Here is a 15804-nt window from a genome sequence, read left to right as displayed (position 1 = left end):
AAGCCAAGCAAAGACCACCACCTGGGCCATCCCCAGGCGCAGCTCTAGGCGCGTCTCTCGGCCATCACATGGCATCCCCTTAAAACTTGGTCTTCCCCTGAAGGCCTTCGGCCTCGACTACCTGACCCGCATCACTGGAGGTCTTCACCTGAGTAACGTCAGGAGGTGGAGGCCTGCCCACGCATTTAACAAGGAGTACCTACCCATGAATGCTTACACGATCTACACCGACGGCGCATGCCACAACAATGGAAAGCCCAACGCCAGAGCAGGCTGGGGCGCAGTGCTGACCAATCCTCAAGGCGACACTCTGGAGATTGCCGGGCCAGTTCCTGAGGGGCAGCCACAGACCAACGGCAGGGCCGAGCTTATGGCAGTCGTCGAAGCCCTGGAGCGCTGCACCCAGGCTGCGCCTATCACTCTCAACACCGACAGCGCATACATCGCCAAGGCATTCCAAAGCTGGCTGGCGATCTGGAAGGCCAAGGGCTGGAGGAAAGCCGACAAGAAGCCCCCGGAGCATGTCGACCTATGGCAGCGGATTGACCAGTTGCTGCAAGGGAAGGAGGTCACCGCCTACTGGGTTAAGGCTCACAGCGGCATCCCTAGAAACGAGCAGGCCGACGCCTTGGCGACGCTTGGGGCAGGCGGAAATGTCGTCAAGAAGCGCTGCAATCTGCAGGTCTGATGCCGTTTGCTTTGGGTGGTCTTGAAGATGCCTGACGAGGCTGTCAGGATTGAGTCTTAACCGTGACTCAGTGGTGTAGCAGCGGCCTTGATGGCCTGAAAAGTGCGTTCTAGAGCGGTCTGGTAGTTGGTTGGAGTCATTTTGAATCCGCCGCGTCTACCGGTTCCGCCACCGGGGCACAATGGCGGCGCAGTATAGGGATGGTGTTGGGGTTGGTCAATCCACTTGCGTGGTCAGAATGCACTATTTCCGGTAAGCTTTGCCGCCCTGCTAGACGACCTCCTTCCTACCATGCGCGTTGCCGACTTCAATTTCGAGCTGCCAGACGCTCTGATTGCCCGCCATCCCCTTGCCGAACGTCGTGCCAGCCGTTTGCTGGTGCTTGATGGGCCGACGGGGGAGCTGGCTCATAAACAGTTCAGTGATTTGCTGGATTACCTGCGCCCTGGCGATCTGATGGTGTTCAACAACACCCGAGTGATTCCGGCGCGGCTGTTCGGCCAGAAGGCTTCGGGCGGCAAGCTGGAGATTCTGGTCGAGCGCGTGCTGGACGCTCATCGCGTGTTGGCTCATGTGCGTTCGAGCAAGTCGCCCAAACCGGGCTCGAGCATCCTGATTGACGGTGGTGGCGAGGCCGAGATGGTTGCGCGACACGATGCGCTGTTCGAGCTGCGCTTTGGCGAAGAAGTACTGCCGCTGCTGGAGCGGGTAGGGCATATGCCGCTGCCGCCCTATATTGATCGGCCGGATGAGCAGGCGGATCGCGAGCGCTATCAGACGGTGTATGCCGACCGTGCCGGCGCTGTCGCGGCGCCGACCGCCGGGCTGCATTTTGATCAGCAGCTGCTGGCTGCGATTGCCGAGAAGGGCGTTGAGCAAGCGTTCGTGACCCTGCACGTCGGTGCGGGTACCTTTCAGCCGGTGCGTGTTGAGCGCATCGAAGACCACCATATGCACAGCGAATGGCTGGAGGTCAGCCAGAATGTGGTCGATGCCGTTGCTGCCTGCCGCGCGCGTGGCGGTCGGGTGATTGCCGTCGGCACCACCAGCGTGCGTTCGCTGGAAAGCGCCGCGCGCGATGGCGTGCTCAAAGCCTTCAGTGGCGACACCGATATCTTTATCTACCCCGGCCGGCCGCTGCATGTGGTCGATGCGCTGGTGACCAATTTCCATTTGCCGGAATCGACCCTGCTGATGCTGGTGTCGGCGTTTGCCGGTTACCCGGAAACCATGGCGGCTTATCAGGCGGCGATTGCCGGCGAATATCGTTTTTTCAGTTACGGTGATGCCATGTTCATCACCCGCAATCCCGCGCCGCGCGGGCCAGAGGAACAGTTATGACGCGCACCTGCCGCATGTCTTTTGAATTGTTGGCAACCGAGGGCAAGGCGCGCCGTGGCCGGCTGACCTTCCCCCGTGGTGTGGTCGAGACCCCGGCGTTTATGCCGGTGGGTACCTACGGCACAGTCAAGGGCATGCTGCCGCGTGATATCGAGGCGATTGGCGCGCAGATCATCCTCGGCAACACCTTTCACCTGTGGTTGCGTCCCGGTACTGAGGTGATCAAGAAGCACGGCGACCTGCATGACTTTATGCAGTGGCAGGGGCCGATCCTTACCGACTCCGGCGGCTTCCAGGTGTTCAGCCTGGGCGCGATGCGCAAGATCAAGGAGGAGGGCGTGTACTTCGCCTCGCCGGTCGATGGCGCCAAGGTGTTTATGGGGCCGGAAGAGTCGATGCAGGTGCAGCGCGACCTAGGCTCGGACATCGTGATGATTTTCGACGAATGCACGCCGTATCCGGCCGAGTTTGATGTGGCCAAGCGCTCAATGGAGTTGTCGCTGCGCTGGGCGAAGCGCTCGAAAGAGGCCCATGGCGAAAGCACGGCAGCGCTGTTCGGTATCGTTCAGGGCGGCATGCATGAGGAGTTGCGCAAGGTCTCTCTGGATGGGCTGGAGCAAATCGGCTTTGACGGTTATGCCATTGGCGGCCTGTCAGTCGGCGAACCGAAAGACGAAATGATCAAGGTGCTCGATTACCTGCCCGCTCAGCTTCCGGCCGATAAGCCGCGCTACCTGATGGGCGTGGGCAAGCCGGAAGACTTGGTTGAAGGTGTGCGCCGTGGTGTGGACATGTTTGATTGCGTGATGCCGACGCGCAATGCGCGTAACGGCCACCTGTTTGTCGACACCGGCGTGCTGAAAATTCGCAATGCTTTCCATAAGCATGACAATTCGCCGCTGGACCCGACCTGCGACTGTTACACCTGCAAACATTTCTCCCGCGCCTATCTGCACCATCTGGATAAATGCGGCGAAATGCTCGGTAGCATGCTCAATACAATCCACAACTTACGGCACTATCAGGTGCTTATGGCTGGTTTGCGCGAGGCTATTCAACAGGGTACATTGGCCGCCTTTGTCGATGCCTTCTACGCCAAACGCGGGCTGCCAACGCCGCCACTGGATTGATCCCCAACTTTTAAAGACCCTTGCTACAGGAGTGTTACATGAGCTTTTTTATCCCCGCTGCTTTCGCTGAAGGCGCCGCACCGGCTGCCGGTCCTGCTGGTAGTGGCTTTGAATGGGTATTTCTGGTCGGCTTTCTGGTCATCTTCTATCTGATGATCTGGCGTCCACAGGCCAAGCGTGCCAAAGAGCACAAAGGTCTGATCAGCAGCCTGCAGAAAGGTGATGAAGTGGTAACCAGCGGCGGTATCGCTGGCAAGGTGTCGAAGGTTTCCGATGACTTCGTGGTAATCGAAGTATCCGACACCGTCGAGCTGAAGATTCAGAAAGTGGCGATTGCCGCTTCGCTGCCTAAAGGCACGCTGAAAGCGATCTAAGCAACACACCTTTACCATTCGACGGGGCGCTTAATGCGCCCCGCGTCATAACGGGCGGCGTCATGCTCAACAAATTTCCCCTCTGGAAGTACCTGCTGATTCTGGCCGTGCTGGCAATCGGCTTCTTTTATTCCGCGCCCAATCTGTACCCGGATGATCCGGCGATCCAGATCAGTGGCAACAGCTCCGCCATGCGCGTCGAGCAGGCCGACCTGGACCGCGCCAGCCGTGCGTTGGAAGCGGCCGGTATTAGCGTCAAAGCCGTCAGCCTGGCCAATCAGGGCCGTGCCGGTTTGCTGCGTTTGAACAGCGCTGAAGACCAGCTGCCAGCCAAAGAGCTGGTGCGCAAGGCCTTGAGTGATGAATTTGTGGTGGCCTTGAACCTGGCACAAACCACGCCGGACTGGCTGCGCAACTTGGGCGGCAGCCCAATGAAGCTTGGCCTGGACTTGTCCGGTGGTGTGCACTTCCTGATGGAAGTAGACATGGACAAGGCGCTGGATGCGCGCCGCAAGGTTTACGAGGGCGAGGTCAAGAGCCTGCTACGCAAAGAGCGCGTGCGTTATCGCAGCCTGCCTGAGCTTAATGGTGCCATCCAGTTGGGCTTTGCCGATGAGGCTGCGCTGGAGAAAGCCCAGCAGCTGATTCGCAAGGACTTCAACGATTTTGATATGACTACCGTGCAGCGCAGTGAGCTGCAGGTGCTGCGCCTGACCCTGACTCAGGCCAAGCTGGTTGAGATTCGCGAGTACTCGATCAAGCAGAACTTGACCACCGTGCGTAACCGGGTCAACGAGCTGGGTGTTGCCGAGCCGCTGGTTCAGCGTCAGGGTGCCAACCGCATCGTGGTTGAGCTGCCAGGTGTGCAGGACACGGCCGAAGCCAAGCGTATTCTCGGCAAGACCGCCAACCTGGAGTTCCGTCTGGCCGCCGAGCCGGACGCTGCCAAGGCTGCGACCGAAAGCTTCGAATTCCGCGAGGAAGGTCGTCCGCCAGCGCAGCTGGAGCGTGATCTGATCATCACCGGTGACCAGGTCACCGATGCTCAGGCCAGTTTCGATGAGAACGGCAGCCCGCAGGTCAATATCCGTCTGGATGGCCGCGGTGGTGACCTGATGAACCGCGCGACCCGCAATAACGTCGGGCGCAGCATGGCGGTGATCTTTATCGAGCAGAAGCCGGTAACCCGCTACGTGCGCCAGGTGGTTGATGGCGTCGAGAAGGAAGTCGAGCTGCAGACCTTCGTCGAAGAGAAGAAAATCATCAGCCTGGCCACCATTCAGTCGCCGCTGGGTAGCCAGTTCCGCATCACCGGTCTGGATGGTCAGGGCGAGTCGTCCGAGCTAGCCCTGCTGCTGCGTGCCGGTGGCTTGGCTGCGCCGATGTACTTCGCGGAAGAGCGCACAATTGGCCCGAGCCTGGGTGCTGACAACATTGCCAAGGGCGTTAGTGCCTCGCTGTGGGCGATGCTGTTCGTTTCGCTGTTTATCATCGCCATCTACCGCTTCTTCGGTGTACTGGCGACCATCGCTCTGGGTCTGAACATGGTGCTGTTGTTGGCGCTGATGTCGTTGCTCAGTGCCACGCTGACCCTGCCGGGTATCGCCGGTATCGTGCTGACCATGGGTATGGCGGTGGACGCCAACGTGCTGATCTTCTCGCGTATTCGTGAAGAGATCGCCAATGGCATGTCGATTCAGCGGGCCATCCATGAAGGTTTTGATCGGGCTTACTCGGCGATTGTCGACGCCAACCTGACCACTCTGCTGGTCGGCGGCATCCTGTTCGCCATGGGTACCGGGCCGGTCAAAGGCTTCGCGGTGACTCTGTCGCTGGGTATTCTCACCTCGATGTTTACCGCCATTCTGGTGACGCGTTGCATGGTCAACCTGACTTGCGGCGGGCGTGACTTCAAGAAGTTGTGGATTTAAGGGGCTGTGATGAATCGTACGATCAACTTCATGGGGGTACGCAATATTGCGTTCGCCTTCACCCTGCTGCTGACGTTGCTGGCACTGGTTAGCCTGTTTACCAAAGGGCTGAACCTGGGGTTGGATTTTACCGGTGGTACGCAAATCGAGCTGAGCTACGAGCAGCCGGCAGACCTCGGTAATATCCGTGAGCAGCTGGCTGGCGCTGGCTATGCCGATGCCGTGGTGCAGAGCTTTGGTGCCACCACCGATGTGGTGGTCCGCATGCAGGGCGATGACCCTGAGCTGGGTAATAAAGTAGCCGCAGCGTTGCGCCAAGCCGGAGAGCAGCTTGAGGTGAAAAAGGTCGAGTTCGTCGGCCCGCAGGTGGGTGAAGAGCTGCGCGATCAGGGTGGTCTTGGTCTGCTGCTGGCATTGGGCGGGGTGATGCTCTACCTGGCCTTCCGCTTCCAGTGGAAGTTCGGTTTAGGGGCGATTATCTCGCTGATCCATGACGTAATTGTCACTCTCGGCATTCTCTCGTTCTTCCAGATCACCTTTGATCTGACGGTGATGGCGGCGTTGCTGGCAATCATCGGTTACTCGCTGAATGACACCATTGTGGTATTCGACCGGGTGCGTGAGAACTTCCGCATGCTGCGCAAGGCAACATTGATCGAAAACATCAATATCTCCACCACGCAGACCCTGCTGCGCACCATGGCAACCTCAATCTCCACTTTGCTGGCAATTGCTGCGTTGCTGCTGTTCGCCGGCGACAATCTGTTTGGCTTCTCGGTAGCGCTGTTTATCGGTGTGAGTGCGGGTACCTACTCCTCGGTCTATATCGCTAACGTGGTGCTGGTGTGGCTCGATCTGACGGTCGATGACCTGATTCCGCCGGTGGTCGAAGAAGAGGTTGATGAGCGCCCCTGAATCTGTGCGTCCTATCGCAAATAGCTGAATGAGCCGGGCAGGTGTTGAACTTGCCCGGTTTTTTTATGCTCCAAGGCTGGGAGTTAGGCGCGTTAAGCGCTAAGCAGCGGTTTCAAGGAGGTATGTATGAATAAGTCGATGTTGGTGGGCGCGGTACTGGGGGCGGTGGGTGTGACGGCGGGTGGAGCAGTGGCTACTTACAGCCTCGTCAGTGCGCCTGAATATGCCGAAGTGCTGGCCGTTAAACCGGTCAAGGAAACCATCAAAACCCCGCGGGAAGTCTGCAAGGACGTGGCGGTCACTCGTCAGGCGCCGGTCAAGGACGAGCACCAGATAGCCGGTACGGCGATTGGTGCTGTGGTGGGTGGCCTGCTCGGTAACCAGGTGGGCGGCGGTAACGGCAAGAAACTGGCGACTGTTGCGGGTGCGGTGGGTGGTGGCTATGCCGGCAATAAGGCGCAGGAGCACTTGCAGAGCCGTGATACCTACACCACGACTGAAACCCGTTGCAGCACGGTAACAGACACCAGTGAGAAGTTGGTGGGTTACGACGTTAAGTACGAGTTGGATGGCAAAGTGAGTCAGGTGCGAATGGCCAGTGACCCGGGTCGTCAGATCCCGGTCAAAGATGGTCAGTTGGTGCTGGTTGATCAGTCCAACTGATCGAAGCATGTTTAGCAGGTACAAAAAAAGCGCCCCGCGGGGCGCTTTTTTATTGCGACTTAATCAGCGCTTCAAAGAAGCTGACAAGTGCGGCTGAATGGCTGTCAGGACAGCCTTGAAGCACTTGGTGTTGCCGGCAACGATCTGGCCTTTCTCCAAGAATTCGTGGCCGCCGCTGAAGTCGCTGATCAGACCGCCTGCTTCCTGAATCAGCAGTGCGCCGGCAGCCATATCCCACTCGGACAGGCCGAACTCCCAGAAGGCGTCGAAGCGACCAGCAGCCACGTAGGCCAGGTCCAGGCTGGCGGCACCCGCGCGGCGTACGCCAGCGGTTTGCCCAACCAAGCTGCGGAACATGCCGATGTAGTTTTCCAGGTTTTCCATCTGGCTGTCGCGGAACGGGAAACCGGTGCCGAGCAGGGCGCCTTCCAGGCTCTTGCGATTACCGACGCGCAGGCGGCGGCCGTTGAGGGCTGCGCCACGGCCACGGCTGGCGGTGAATTCCTCCTGGCGTACCGGGTCGATGATCACGGCGTGTTCAAGGCGACCGCGGTATTTACACGCAATGCTGACGGCGTAATGCGGAATGCCGCGGATAAAGTTGGTGGTGCCATCCAGCGGGTCGATAATCCACAGGTAGTCTGCGCCGTCGCCGCTGCCTTCGCTTAGGCCGCTTTCCTCGCCGAGGATGCCGTGGTTCGGGAATGCTTTGCGCAGGGCCTGAATGATCAGCTGCTCAGCGGAGCGATCAATTTCAGTGACATAGTCCTTGGCTTCTTTCTCGTCGACCGAGATGACGTCCAAGCGTTCGGTCGAGCGGAAGATCATTTCGCCGGCGCTACGGGCTGCGCGCAGCGCGATATTCAGCATGGGCTGCATGGATGTTCACCTGGGTCGTTAAAGAAAGCCGGCCATTCTAGCAGAAAAGCCCGGCGGTTGAAGTGCAACCTGCGTCTTGCGTGGCGTAAGGTAGGTGGCTTCTGTAAGATTTGCCCCTCAAAGCCTTGTCTGTGAGCGTTTGCGTTGCTGGAAAATATTCGCGTTGTGTTGGTCGGTACCAGTCACCCGGGCAATATCGGTGGGGCGGCACGGGCCATGAAAAACATGGGGTTGTCGCAGTTGGTACTGGTTGATCCGCGGGATTTTCCGAGCGAAGACGCGGTGGCCAGGGCCTCTGGCGCTACTGATATTCTCGATGCGGCGCAGGTGGTGGCCACGCTTGAGGAGGCGCTTGTCGGTTGTCGCCTGGTGCTGGGTACCAGTGCACGGGATCGGCATATTCCCTGGCCGATGCTGGAACCGCGAGAGTGTGGTGTGGCGGCGTGCGAGCAGGCCAAGCAAGGTGCGCAAGTTGCCTTGGTGTTTGGGCGCGAGTATGCCGGTCTGACTAATGAGGAGCTGCAGCGCTGTCACTATCATGTGCACATTCCCTCCGATCCGGCGTTCAGTTCGTTGAATCTGGCGGCGGCGGTGCAGGTGCTGGCGTACGAAGTGCGTATGGCCTGGCTGGCAACTGAGGGGCGGCCGGCCAAGCAGTCTGCAGTCGTCGATCCGGATGAAGAGCCGGTTGCTGCGGATGAGCTGGAATCGTTTTATCGTCACCTGGAGCAGGCGCTGGTTGAGATTAGGTTTCTTGATCCTGCCAAGCCGCGACATCTGATGAGTCGCCTGCGTCGCTTGTATGGGCGTAGCGCAGTGAGCAGGCTGGAAATGAATATCTTGCGCGGTATCTTGACGGAAACCATCAAGGCGGCGCGTGGCGAGCACCCTAAGCAGGAGAAGGCAGATGTTTGAGCGCATGCAAGAGGATATCCAAAGTGTATTTCATCGCGACCCGGCGGCGCGTAATGCCTTTGAGGTTGTCACTTGCTATCCGGGGTTGCATGCAGTCTGGTTGCATCGCGTAGCGCACGCGCTGTGGAGCGGTGGCTGGAAGTGGCTGGCGCGCGTGGTGTCGAACTTCGGTCGCTGGATGACTGGTATCGAAATTCATCCGGGCGCGAAGATCGGTCGGCGCTTCTTTATTGATCACGGCATGGGCATCGTTATCGGTGAGACCGCCGAAATCGGCAACGACGTCACCCTTTACCAGGGTGTGACCCTTGGTGGCACCAGCTGGAACAAAGGCAAGCGTCATCCGACGCTAGAAGATGGTGTGGTGGTTGGTGCTGGTGCCAAGGTGCTGGGGCCGTTCACGGTCGGCGCGGGCGCGAAGATTGGCTCCAATGCTGTGGTGACTAAAGAAGTCCCGGCGGGCGCTACGGCAGTCGGCATTCCTGGGCGGATCATCGTCAAAACCGACGATGAACAGGAGGCCAAGCGTCAGGCTATTGCCGAGAAGCTGGGTTTCGATGCCTACGGCGTAAGTCAGGACATGCCGGACCCGGTGGCGCGCGCCATTGGTCAGCTGCTTGATCACCTGCATGCGGTGGATGGGCGCCTGGAGGGCATGTGCGGCGCTCTCAAGTCTTTGGGCAGTGACTACTGCGCCAAGGATTTGCCGCAGCTGCGTGACGAGGACTTCGCTGGTGTGGTCAAAGACGCAGACAAGCCCGCGGCGTGATGGTGTGGTGAGGCGCATTTTGCTATGATACGCGCCCTCCATTCTGGCTAATCCCGACTAAAGCACTAGGTCTTATAGTTGACTTAAATGCTCGGGAATTGCATACTCGCGGCATATTGCGATCACGCGGTAATCCCTTATGCGACTCACCACCAAAGGCCGTTACGCTGTCACCGCCATGCTTGATCTGGCGTTGCACGCTCAGCGTGGGCCGGTGTCTTTGGCTGATATCTCCGAGCGGCAGGGTATTTCCCTTTCTTACCTGGAGCAGCTATTTGCCAAGCTGCGTCGTGGCAATCTGGTGTCCAGCGTGCGTGGACCTGGTGGCGGTTACCAGCTGTCGCGCGATATGCAGGGCATCCAGGTAGCTGAGGTGATCGATGCGGTCAACGAGTCGGTCGATGCCACGCGCTGTCAGGGGCAGGGCGATTGCCATGCCGGTGATACCTGTCTGACCCACCATTTGTGGTGTGACCTCAGTCAGCAGATACACGAATTTCTGAGTGGCATCAGTCTCGCTGACTTGGTGACCCGCCGTGAAGTGCAGGAAGTTGCCCAGCGCCAGGATCAGCGCCGCTGCAATGGCAGGACGCCGTACCTGGATAAGATCGAAACGTCCGCCGTCGATTGAGCGCAAAGCGCTGGCTAGCTCGCCTGATACCTGATTAGGAGAAAGTTATGAAATTGCCGATTTATCTCGATTATTCCGCCACTACGCCGGTTGATCCGCGTGTAGCGCAAAAAATGAGCGATTGCCTATTGGTCGACGGTAACTTCGGCAATCCGGCGTCGCGCTCCCACGTATTTGGCTGGAAGGCTGAAGAGGCCGTGGAGAATGCTCGCCGCCAAGTGGCTGAGCTGGTCAATGCCGACCCGCGTGAGATTGTCTGGACCTCTGGTGCCACCGAGTCCAACAACCTGGCGATCAAGGGCATTGCCGATTTCTACAAGAGTAAAGGTAAGCACCTGATTACCTCGAAAATCGAGCATAAAGCCGTGCTGGACACTATGCGCCAGCTTGAGCGTGAAGGCTTCGAGGTGACCTACATCGAGCCAGGTGAAGATGGTCTGATTACCCCGGCCATGATTGAGGCAGTGCTGCGTGAGGACACCATCCTGGTGTCGGTCATGCACGTGAATAACGAAATCGGCACCATCAACGACATCGCGGCGATTGGCGAGCTGACCCGTTCGCGCGGCGTGTTTCTGCATGTTGATGCGGCTCAGTCCACCGGCAAGGTGGCGATTGATCTGGAGTCGCTCAAGGTCGATCTGATGTCGTTCTCCGCGCACAAGACATATGGCCCGAAAGGCGTCGGTGCGCTGTTCGTGCGTCGCAAGCCACGTGTGCGTCTGGAAGCGCAGACCCATGGCGGCGGTCACGAGCGTGGTATGCGCTCCGGCACCCTGGCGACTCACCAGTGCGTCGGTATGGGTGAGGCGTTCCGTATTGCCAAAGAAGAAATGACCCAGGAAAACCAGCGCATCCAGGCCCTGCGTGATCGCTTCTTCAAACAGGTCGATGGTCTTGAAGAGCTGTACATCAATGGCAGCATGACCGCCCGCATACCGCACAATCTCAACCTCAGCTTCAACTATGTTGAGGGCGAGTCGCTGATCATGGCGCTCAAGGATCTGGCGGTGTCGTCCGGCTCGGCTTGCACCTCGGCTTCTCTGGAACCGTCCTACGTGTTGCGCGCCCTGGGCCGCAATGATGAGCTGGCGCACAGCTCTATTCGCTTTACCTTCGGCCGCTTCACCACTGATGAAGAAGTCGATTACGCCGCGCAGAAAGTGTGCGAGGCGGTGACCAAGCTGCGCGAATTGTCGCCGCTGTGGGATATGTACAAAGACGGTGTCGACATCTCCAAGATCGAGTGGGCGGCGCACTAAGTAGTCGCCGAGCAAGAGCGACTCTCTGATGAGGAAGGAATACCAGCATGGCTTACAGTGAAAAGGTCATTGACCACTACGAGAACCCGCGCAACGTCGGCAAGATGGACGCGGAAGACCCAGACGTCGGCACTGGCATGGTCGGCGCGCCGGCTTGCGGTGACGTGATGCGTCTGCAAATCAAGGTCAACGAGCAGGGCGTGATTGAAGACGCCAAGTTCAAGACCTACGGTTGCGGTTCGGCAATTGCCTCCAGCTCCCTCGCTACCGAGTGGATGAAGGGCAAGACCCTGGACGAAGCTGAAACTATCAAGAACACCCAGCTGGCCGAGGAATTGGCTCTGCCACCGGTGAAAATCCACTGCTCGGTACTCGCCGAAGACGCCATCAAGGCTGCTGTGCGCGATTACAAGCAGAAGAAAGGCTTGCTCTAAGGAGGTTTGTCGATGGCTATCAGCATGACCGAAGCAGCCGCTCAGCACGTGCGTCGTTCTCTTGAGGGGCGCGGCAAGGGCGAAGGTATTCGCCTGGGTGTGCGCACCACAGGCTGTTCCGGCTTGGCCTATGTGCTGGAGTTTGTCGATGAGGCCGCCAGCGAAGATCAGGTGTTCGAGAACCATGGCGTCAAGGTGATCATCGATCCCAAGAGCCTGGTTTACCTCGACGGTACTGAGCTTGATTTCGTCAAAGAGGGGTTGAACGAAGGTTTCAAGTTCAACAACCCAAACGTGCGCGGCGAATGTGGCTGCGGCGAAAGCTTCAACATCTGAGGCGCGTGTGGGCAGTCCTTGTCACTTTGCTTTATTCGACCTGCAGCCAGGTTTTCGGCTGGATCAGGAGCTGCTTGCCGCGCGTTACCGTGAGATGGCGCGGCAGATTCATCCGGATCGTTTTGCTGATGCTTCCGAGCGTGAGCAGCGCTTAGCCCTCGAGCAATCTGCCAGTCTCAACGAGGCTTACAGCACGCTCAAGAGTGCGCCGCAGCGCGCTCGTTATTTGCTGGCACTGCGCGGGCCCGAGCTGCCGCTGGAAGTTACGGTGCAGGATCCGGATTTTCTGCTGCAGCAAATGCAGCTGCGCGAAGAGCTGGAAGATCTGCACGACAGTGCCGACCTGGCCGGGGTGGCGCAGTTCAAGCGGCGTCTGAAAGTGGCTCAGGACGAGCTCAACGAAAGTTTTGCCGTTTGTTGGGATGATGCTTCGCGTCGCGAAGAGGCCGAGCGCCTGATGCGTCGCATGCAGTTTCTCGACAAGCTTTCTCACGAGGTCCGCCAGCTGGAAGAGCGCCTCGACGATTAACGCTGGCGCGCCTATTGCGGCGCGCCTGATATCTAAGCACTGATTAATCATGGCCTTACTGCAGATCGCTGAGCCCGGACAAAGCCCCCAGCCACACCAGCGTCGTCTGGCCGTGGGGATTGATCTGGGTACCACCAATTCGCTGGTCGCCGCCGTGCGTAGCGGCCTTTCCGAGCCGCTGGCCGATGCCGCTGGGCAGGTCATTCTGCCGTCTGCAGTGCGTTATCACGCTGATCGGGTCGAGGTAGGCGAGGTCGCCAAGGCGGCCGCATCGGCTGATCCGCTGAATACTGTGCTGTCGGTCAAGCGCCTCATGGGGCGCGGTTTGGCTGACGTCAAGCAGCTCGGTGAGCAGCTGCCATACCGCTTTGTCGGTGGCGAATCGCATATGCCGTTTATCGAGACCGTGCAGGGGCCGAAAAGCCCGGTTGAAGTCTCGGCGGATATTCTCAAGGTGCTGCGTCAGCGTGCCGAAGCCACCCTCGGCGGTGAGCTGGTGGGTGCGGTCATCACCGTGCCAGCCTATTTCGATGACTCCCAGCGCCAGGCCACCAAAGATGCTGCGCGTCTGGCCGGGCTGAATGTGCTGCGCCTGCTCAACGAGCCGACTGCAGCAGCAGTCGCCTATGGCCTGGATCAGCATGCCGAGGGTGTGGTCGCCATCTATGATCTTGGCGGCGGCACCTTTGATATTTCCGTATTGCGCCTGACCGGTGGTGTGTTTGAAGTGCTCGCTACCGGCGGTGATAGTGCGCTGGGCGGCGATGACTTCGATCACGCAATCGCTGGCTGGGTGGTTGAGCAGGCGGGTATTTCCTCTGACCTTGATCCCGCGCAGCAGCGCTTGTTGCTGGAAGCTGCTTGTGCCGCCAAAGAAGCCTTGACCGACAGTCCTTCGGCAAGCCTCAGTTATGCCGGCTGGGCAGGGCAGTTGAGTCGTGAGCAGTTCGATGCGCTGATCGAGCCCATGCTCGCACGCAGCCTCAAGGCTTGCCGTCGCGCGGTGCGTGATGCCGGCATTGAGTTGGATGAGGTTGAAGCCGTGGTTATGGTTGGCGGCTCCACCCGAGTGCCGCGCGTGCGTCAGGCCGTCGCCGAGTTGTTCGCCCGTGAGCCGCTGACCGACATCGATCCTGATCAGGTGGTGGCCATTGGTGCCGCTATCCAGGCTGATGCTCTGGCAGGCAACAAGCGCGGCGATGGCGAAGAGTTGCTGTTGCTGGATGTGATTCCGCTGTCGCTCGGCCTTGAAACCATGGGCGGGTTGATGGAAAAGGTGATTCCGCGCAATACCACCATTCCCGTGGCGCGCGCCCAGGACTTCACTACCTATAAAGATGGTCAGACGGCCATGATGGTACATGTGCTGCAGGGTGAGCGTGAGTTGATCAGCGATTGCCGTTCCTTAGCACGCTTCGAATTGCGCGGTATTCCGCCGATGGTCGCCGGTGCGGCGAAGATTCGCGTGACCTTCCAGGTTGACGCCGATGGCCTGCTCAGCGTTGCTGCGCGTGAGCTGGCTTCGGGCGTTGAGGCGAGTATCCAGGTCAAGCCATCTTATGGGCTGACCGATGGCGAAATTGCCCGCATGCTGCAGGATTCCTTCAAAAATGCCGGCGACGACAAAGTTGCCCGCGTACTGCGTGAGCAGCAGGTCGACGCCCAGCGTCTGCTGGAAGCGGTCGAGGCGGCGTTGCTGGCCGATGGTGAGCGTCTGCTGGAGGTCGATGAGCGTATGGCCATCGATGCGCAGATCGAGCAATTGCGCGATTTGATGGCCGGCACGGATGGCTTGGCGATTGAGCAGCAAACCAAACGATTGACCCAGGTGACCGATGCTTTTGCTGCGCGTCGCCTGGATGCCACGGTCAAGGCTGCGCTGGCCGGCCGTAGTCTTGATGAGATTGAGGAATAAGCATGCCGCAGATCATTTTTCTGCCCCACGCGGTGCTGTGTCCGGAAGGGCTGGTGGTCGAGGTTGCGCCAGGTACGTCTGTGCTCGAAGTGGCGCATGAACACCATATCGAAATTGAAAGCGCCTGTGGCGGTGTCTGCGCCTGCACCACTTGCCACTGCATTATTCGTGAAGGCTTTGACTCGCTGGCCGAGGCCGATGAGCTGGAAGAAGACATGCTCGACAAGGCGTGGGGGCTGGAGGCGCAGTCGCGGCTGTCCTGCCAGGCTATTGTCGGTGATGAAGACCTGACCGTGGAAATCCCCAAGTACTCGCTCAACCACGCTGCCGAAGCGCCGCACTGATTCAAGGAGTTGTTATGAGTCTGAAGTGGGTTGATGTTCTGGAAATCGCCATTCAGCTGGCGGAGTCCAAGCCTGAGGTAGACCCTCGCTACGTGAACTTTGTGGATCTGCATAAATGGATTCTGGCGTTGCCGGAGTTCAGTGACGACCCACAGCGCGGCGGTGAGAAGGTGCTTGAAGCCGTTCAGGCGGCCTGGATCGACGAGGCGGATTAACTGGCCTTTTGGCCTGGCCTACGCATTTAACCGGAACCCGCGTATAATTCGCGGGTTTAATTTTTCGCTTTAATCATTGTTTCTGGAGTTTCACATGGCTGTTCAACGCACTTTCTCCATCATCAAGCCGGATGCCGTTGCTAAAAACGTTGTTGGCGAGATCACCACTCGTTTCGAAAAAGCCGGCCTGCGCGTCGTTGCTTCGAAAATGGTTCAACTGTCCGAGCGCGAAGCGGCTGGCTTCTATGCTGAGCACAGCGAGCGCGGCTTCTTCAAAGACCTGGTTGCTTTCATGACCTCCGGTCCAGTTATCGTTCAGGTTCTGGAAGGCGAAAACGCTGTTCTGGCTAACCGCGAACTGATGGGCGCCACCAACCCTAAAGAAGCAGCTGCCGGCACCATCCGTGCTGATTTCGCTGTTTCCATCGACGAAAACGCTGTTCACGGTTCCGACTCGGAAGCCTCCGCTGCCCGCGAAATCGCTTACTTCTTCGCTGCCACCGAAGTTTGCGCACGTATTCGCTAAGCGAATC

19 protein-coding genes are annotated in these 15804 nt (G+C 58.9%); 18 read left to right on the top strand and 1 reads right to left on the bottom strand.

What is annotated here, in order from left to right:
* Positions 1–205: 205 nt before the first annotated feature.
* The 7 genes from ALTER154_RS03730 to ALTER154_RS03700 all read left to right on the top strand — a co-directional run bounded on the left by ALTER154_RS03730 (position 206) and on the right by ALTER154_RS03700 (position 7042).
* Positions 206–688, top strand: a complete 483-nt coding sequence (locus ALTER154_RS03730) for a ribonuclease H (protein WP_160085300.1) — start codon at positions 206–208, stop codon at positions 686–688.
* 291 nt (positions 689–979) lie between these two features.
* Positions 980–2029, top strand: a complete 1050-nt coding sequence (queA, locus tag ALTER154_RS03725) for a tRNA preQ1(34) S-adenosylmethionine ribosyltransferase-isomerase QueA (RefSeq protein ID WP_160085299.1) — start codon at positions 980–982, stop codon at positions 2027–2029.
* Between the two features lie 14 nt (positions 2030–2043).
* A complete protein-coding gene (tgt, locus tag ALTER154_RS03720) occupies positions 2044–3159 on the top strand; it encodes a tRNA guanosine(34) transglycosylase Tgt (protein ID WP_178126356.1) in 1116 nt (371 codons plus the stop codon).
* Between the two features lie 38 nt (positions 3160–3197).
* Positions 3198–3533 (top strand): preprotein translocase subunit YajC, encoded by a 336-nt coding sequence (gene yajC, locus ALTER154_RS03715; RefSeq protein ID WP_160085297.1) that lies wholly within the window; start codon positions 3198–3200, stop codon positions 3531–3533.
* Positions 3534–3595: 62 nt separating this feature from the next.
* The gene (gene secD, locus ALTER154_RS03710) at positions 3596–5464 is read left to right on the top strand and encodes a protein translocase subunit SecD (protein WP_160085296.1); all 1869 of its coding nucleotides are present in this window, start codon (positions 3596–3598) and stop codon (positions 5462–5464) included.
* A gap of 9 nt (positions 5465–5473) precedes the next feature.
* Positions 5474–6379 carry a protein translocase subunit SecF gene (gene secF, locus ALTER154_RS03705; protein ID WP_160085295.1) on the top strand — a complete coding sequence of 302 codons (906 nt, stop codon included), beginning with the start codon at positions 5474–5476 and terminating at the stop codon, positions 6377–6379.
* A 126-nt stretch (positions 6380–6505) separates the two neighbouring features.
* A complete protein-coding gene (locus tag ALTER154_RS03700) occupies positions 6506–7042 on the top strand; it encodes a glycine zipper 2TM domain-containing protein (protein WP_090248648.1) in 537 nt (178 codons plus the stop codon).
* Positions 7043–7105: 63 nt separating this feature from the next.
* Here the strand turns inward: ALTER154_RS03700 and suhB are convergent, their stop codons facing one another.
* The gene (gene suhB / locus ALTER154_RS03695; RefSeq protein WP_090248646.1) at positions 7106–7921 is read right to left on the bottom strand and encodes an inositol-phosphate phosphatase; all 816 of its coding nucleotides are present in this window, start codon (positions 7919–7921) and stop codon (positions 7106–7108) included.
* A 144-nt stretch (positions 7922–8065) separates the two neighbouring features.
* On the opposite strand from suhB, the gene trmJ reads away from it, so the two are divergent.
* From trmJ to ndk, 11 genes are all read left to right on the top strand, one after another.
* Positions 8066–8836 carry a tRNA (cytosine(32)/uridine(32)-2'-O)-methyltransferase TrmJ gene (gene trmJ, locus ALTER154_RS03690; RefSeq protein ID WP_160085294.1) on the top strand — a complete coding sequence of 257 codons (771 nt, stop codon included), beginning with the start codon at positions 8066–8068 and terminating at the stop codon, positions 8834–8836.
* Positions 8829–9605, top strand: coding sequence for a serine O-acetyltransferase (gene cysE, locus ALTER154_RS03685; RefSeq protein ID WP_160085293.1), 777 nt, complete (start codon positions 8829–8831; stop codon positions 9603–9605). Before trmJ ends, cysE begins: the two co-directional genes overlap by 8 nt.
* 139 nt (positions 9606–9744) lie before the next feature.
* Positions 9745–10236, top strand: coding sequence for a Fe-S cluster assembly transcriptional regulator IscR (gene iscR, locus ALTER154_RS03680; RefSeq protein WP_090248642.1), 492 nt, complete (start codon positions 9745–9747; stop codon positions 10234–10236).
* A 47-nt stretch (positions 10237–10283) separates the two neighbouring features.
* Positions 10284–11498, top strand: a complete 1215-nt coding sequence (locus ALTER154_RS03675; protein WP_090248641.1) for an IscS subfamily cysteine desulfurase — start codon at positions 10284–10286, stop codon at positions 11496–11498.
* 47 nt (positions 11499–11545) lie between these two features.
* On the top strand, positions 11546–11932 hold the full coding sequence (gene iscU / locus ALTER154_RS03670; protein WP_040261926.1) for a Fe-S cluster assembly scaffold IscU: 387 nt from the start codon (positions 11546–11548) through the stop codon (positions 11930–11932).
* Between the two features lie 12 nt (positions 11933–11944).
* A complete protein-coding gene (iscA, locus tag ALTER154_RS03665) occupies positions 11945–12268 on the top strand; it encodes an iron-sulfur cluster assembly protein IscA (RefSeq protein ID WP_090248639.1) in 324 nt (107 codons plus the stop codon).
* A gap of 7 nt (positions 12269–12275) precedes the next feature.
* Positions 12276–12797: a co-chaperone HscB gene (gene hscB / locus ALTER154_RS03660; protein WP_160085292.1), complete on the top strand. Its 522-nt coding sequence runs from the start codon at positions 12276–12278 to the stop codon at positions 12795–12797.
* 49 nt (positions 12798–12846) lie between these two features.
* The gene (gene hscA, locus ALTER154_RS03655; RefSeq protein WP_160085291.1) at positions 12847–14712 is read left to right on the top strand and encodes a Fe-S protein assembly chaperone HscA; all 1866 of its coding nucleotides are present in this window, start codon (positions 12847–12849) and stop codon (positions 14710–14712) included.
* 2 nt (positions 14713–14714) lie between these two features.
* Positions 14715–15056: an ISC system 2Fe-2S type ferredoxin gene (fdx, locus tag ALTER154_RS03650; RefSeq protein ID WP_160085290.1), complete on the top strand. Its 342-nt coding sequence runs from the start codon at positions 14715–14717 to the stop codon at positions 15054–15056.
* 14 nt (positions 15057–15070) lie between these two features.
* Positions 15071–15271 (top strand): Fe-S cluster assembly protein IscX, encoded by a 201-nt coding sequence (gene iscX, locus ALTER154_RS03645; protein WP_090248633.1) that lies wholly within the window; start codon positions 15071–15073, stop codon positions 15269–15271.
* A gap of 94 nt (positions 15272–15365) precedes the next feature.
* Positions 15366–15797: a nucleoside-diphosphate kinase gene (gene ndk, locus ALTER154_RS03640; protein ID WP_090248631.1), complete on the top strand. Its 432-nt coding sequence runs from the start codon at positions 15366–15368 to the stop codon at positions 15795–15797.
* Positions 15798–15804 lie beyond the last annotated feature (7 nt).

The organism is Pseudomonas sp. 9AZ, from assembly GCF_902506525.1.
Taxonomy (GTDB): Bacteria; Pseudomonadota; Gammaproteobacteria; order Pseudomonadales; family Pseudomonadaceae; genus Aquipseudomonas; species Aquipseudomonas peli.
The sequence above is the reverse complement of the archived record's forward strand: the minus strand, read 5'-3'. Positions and strand labels throughout refer to the sequence as shown.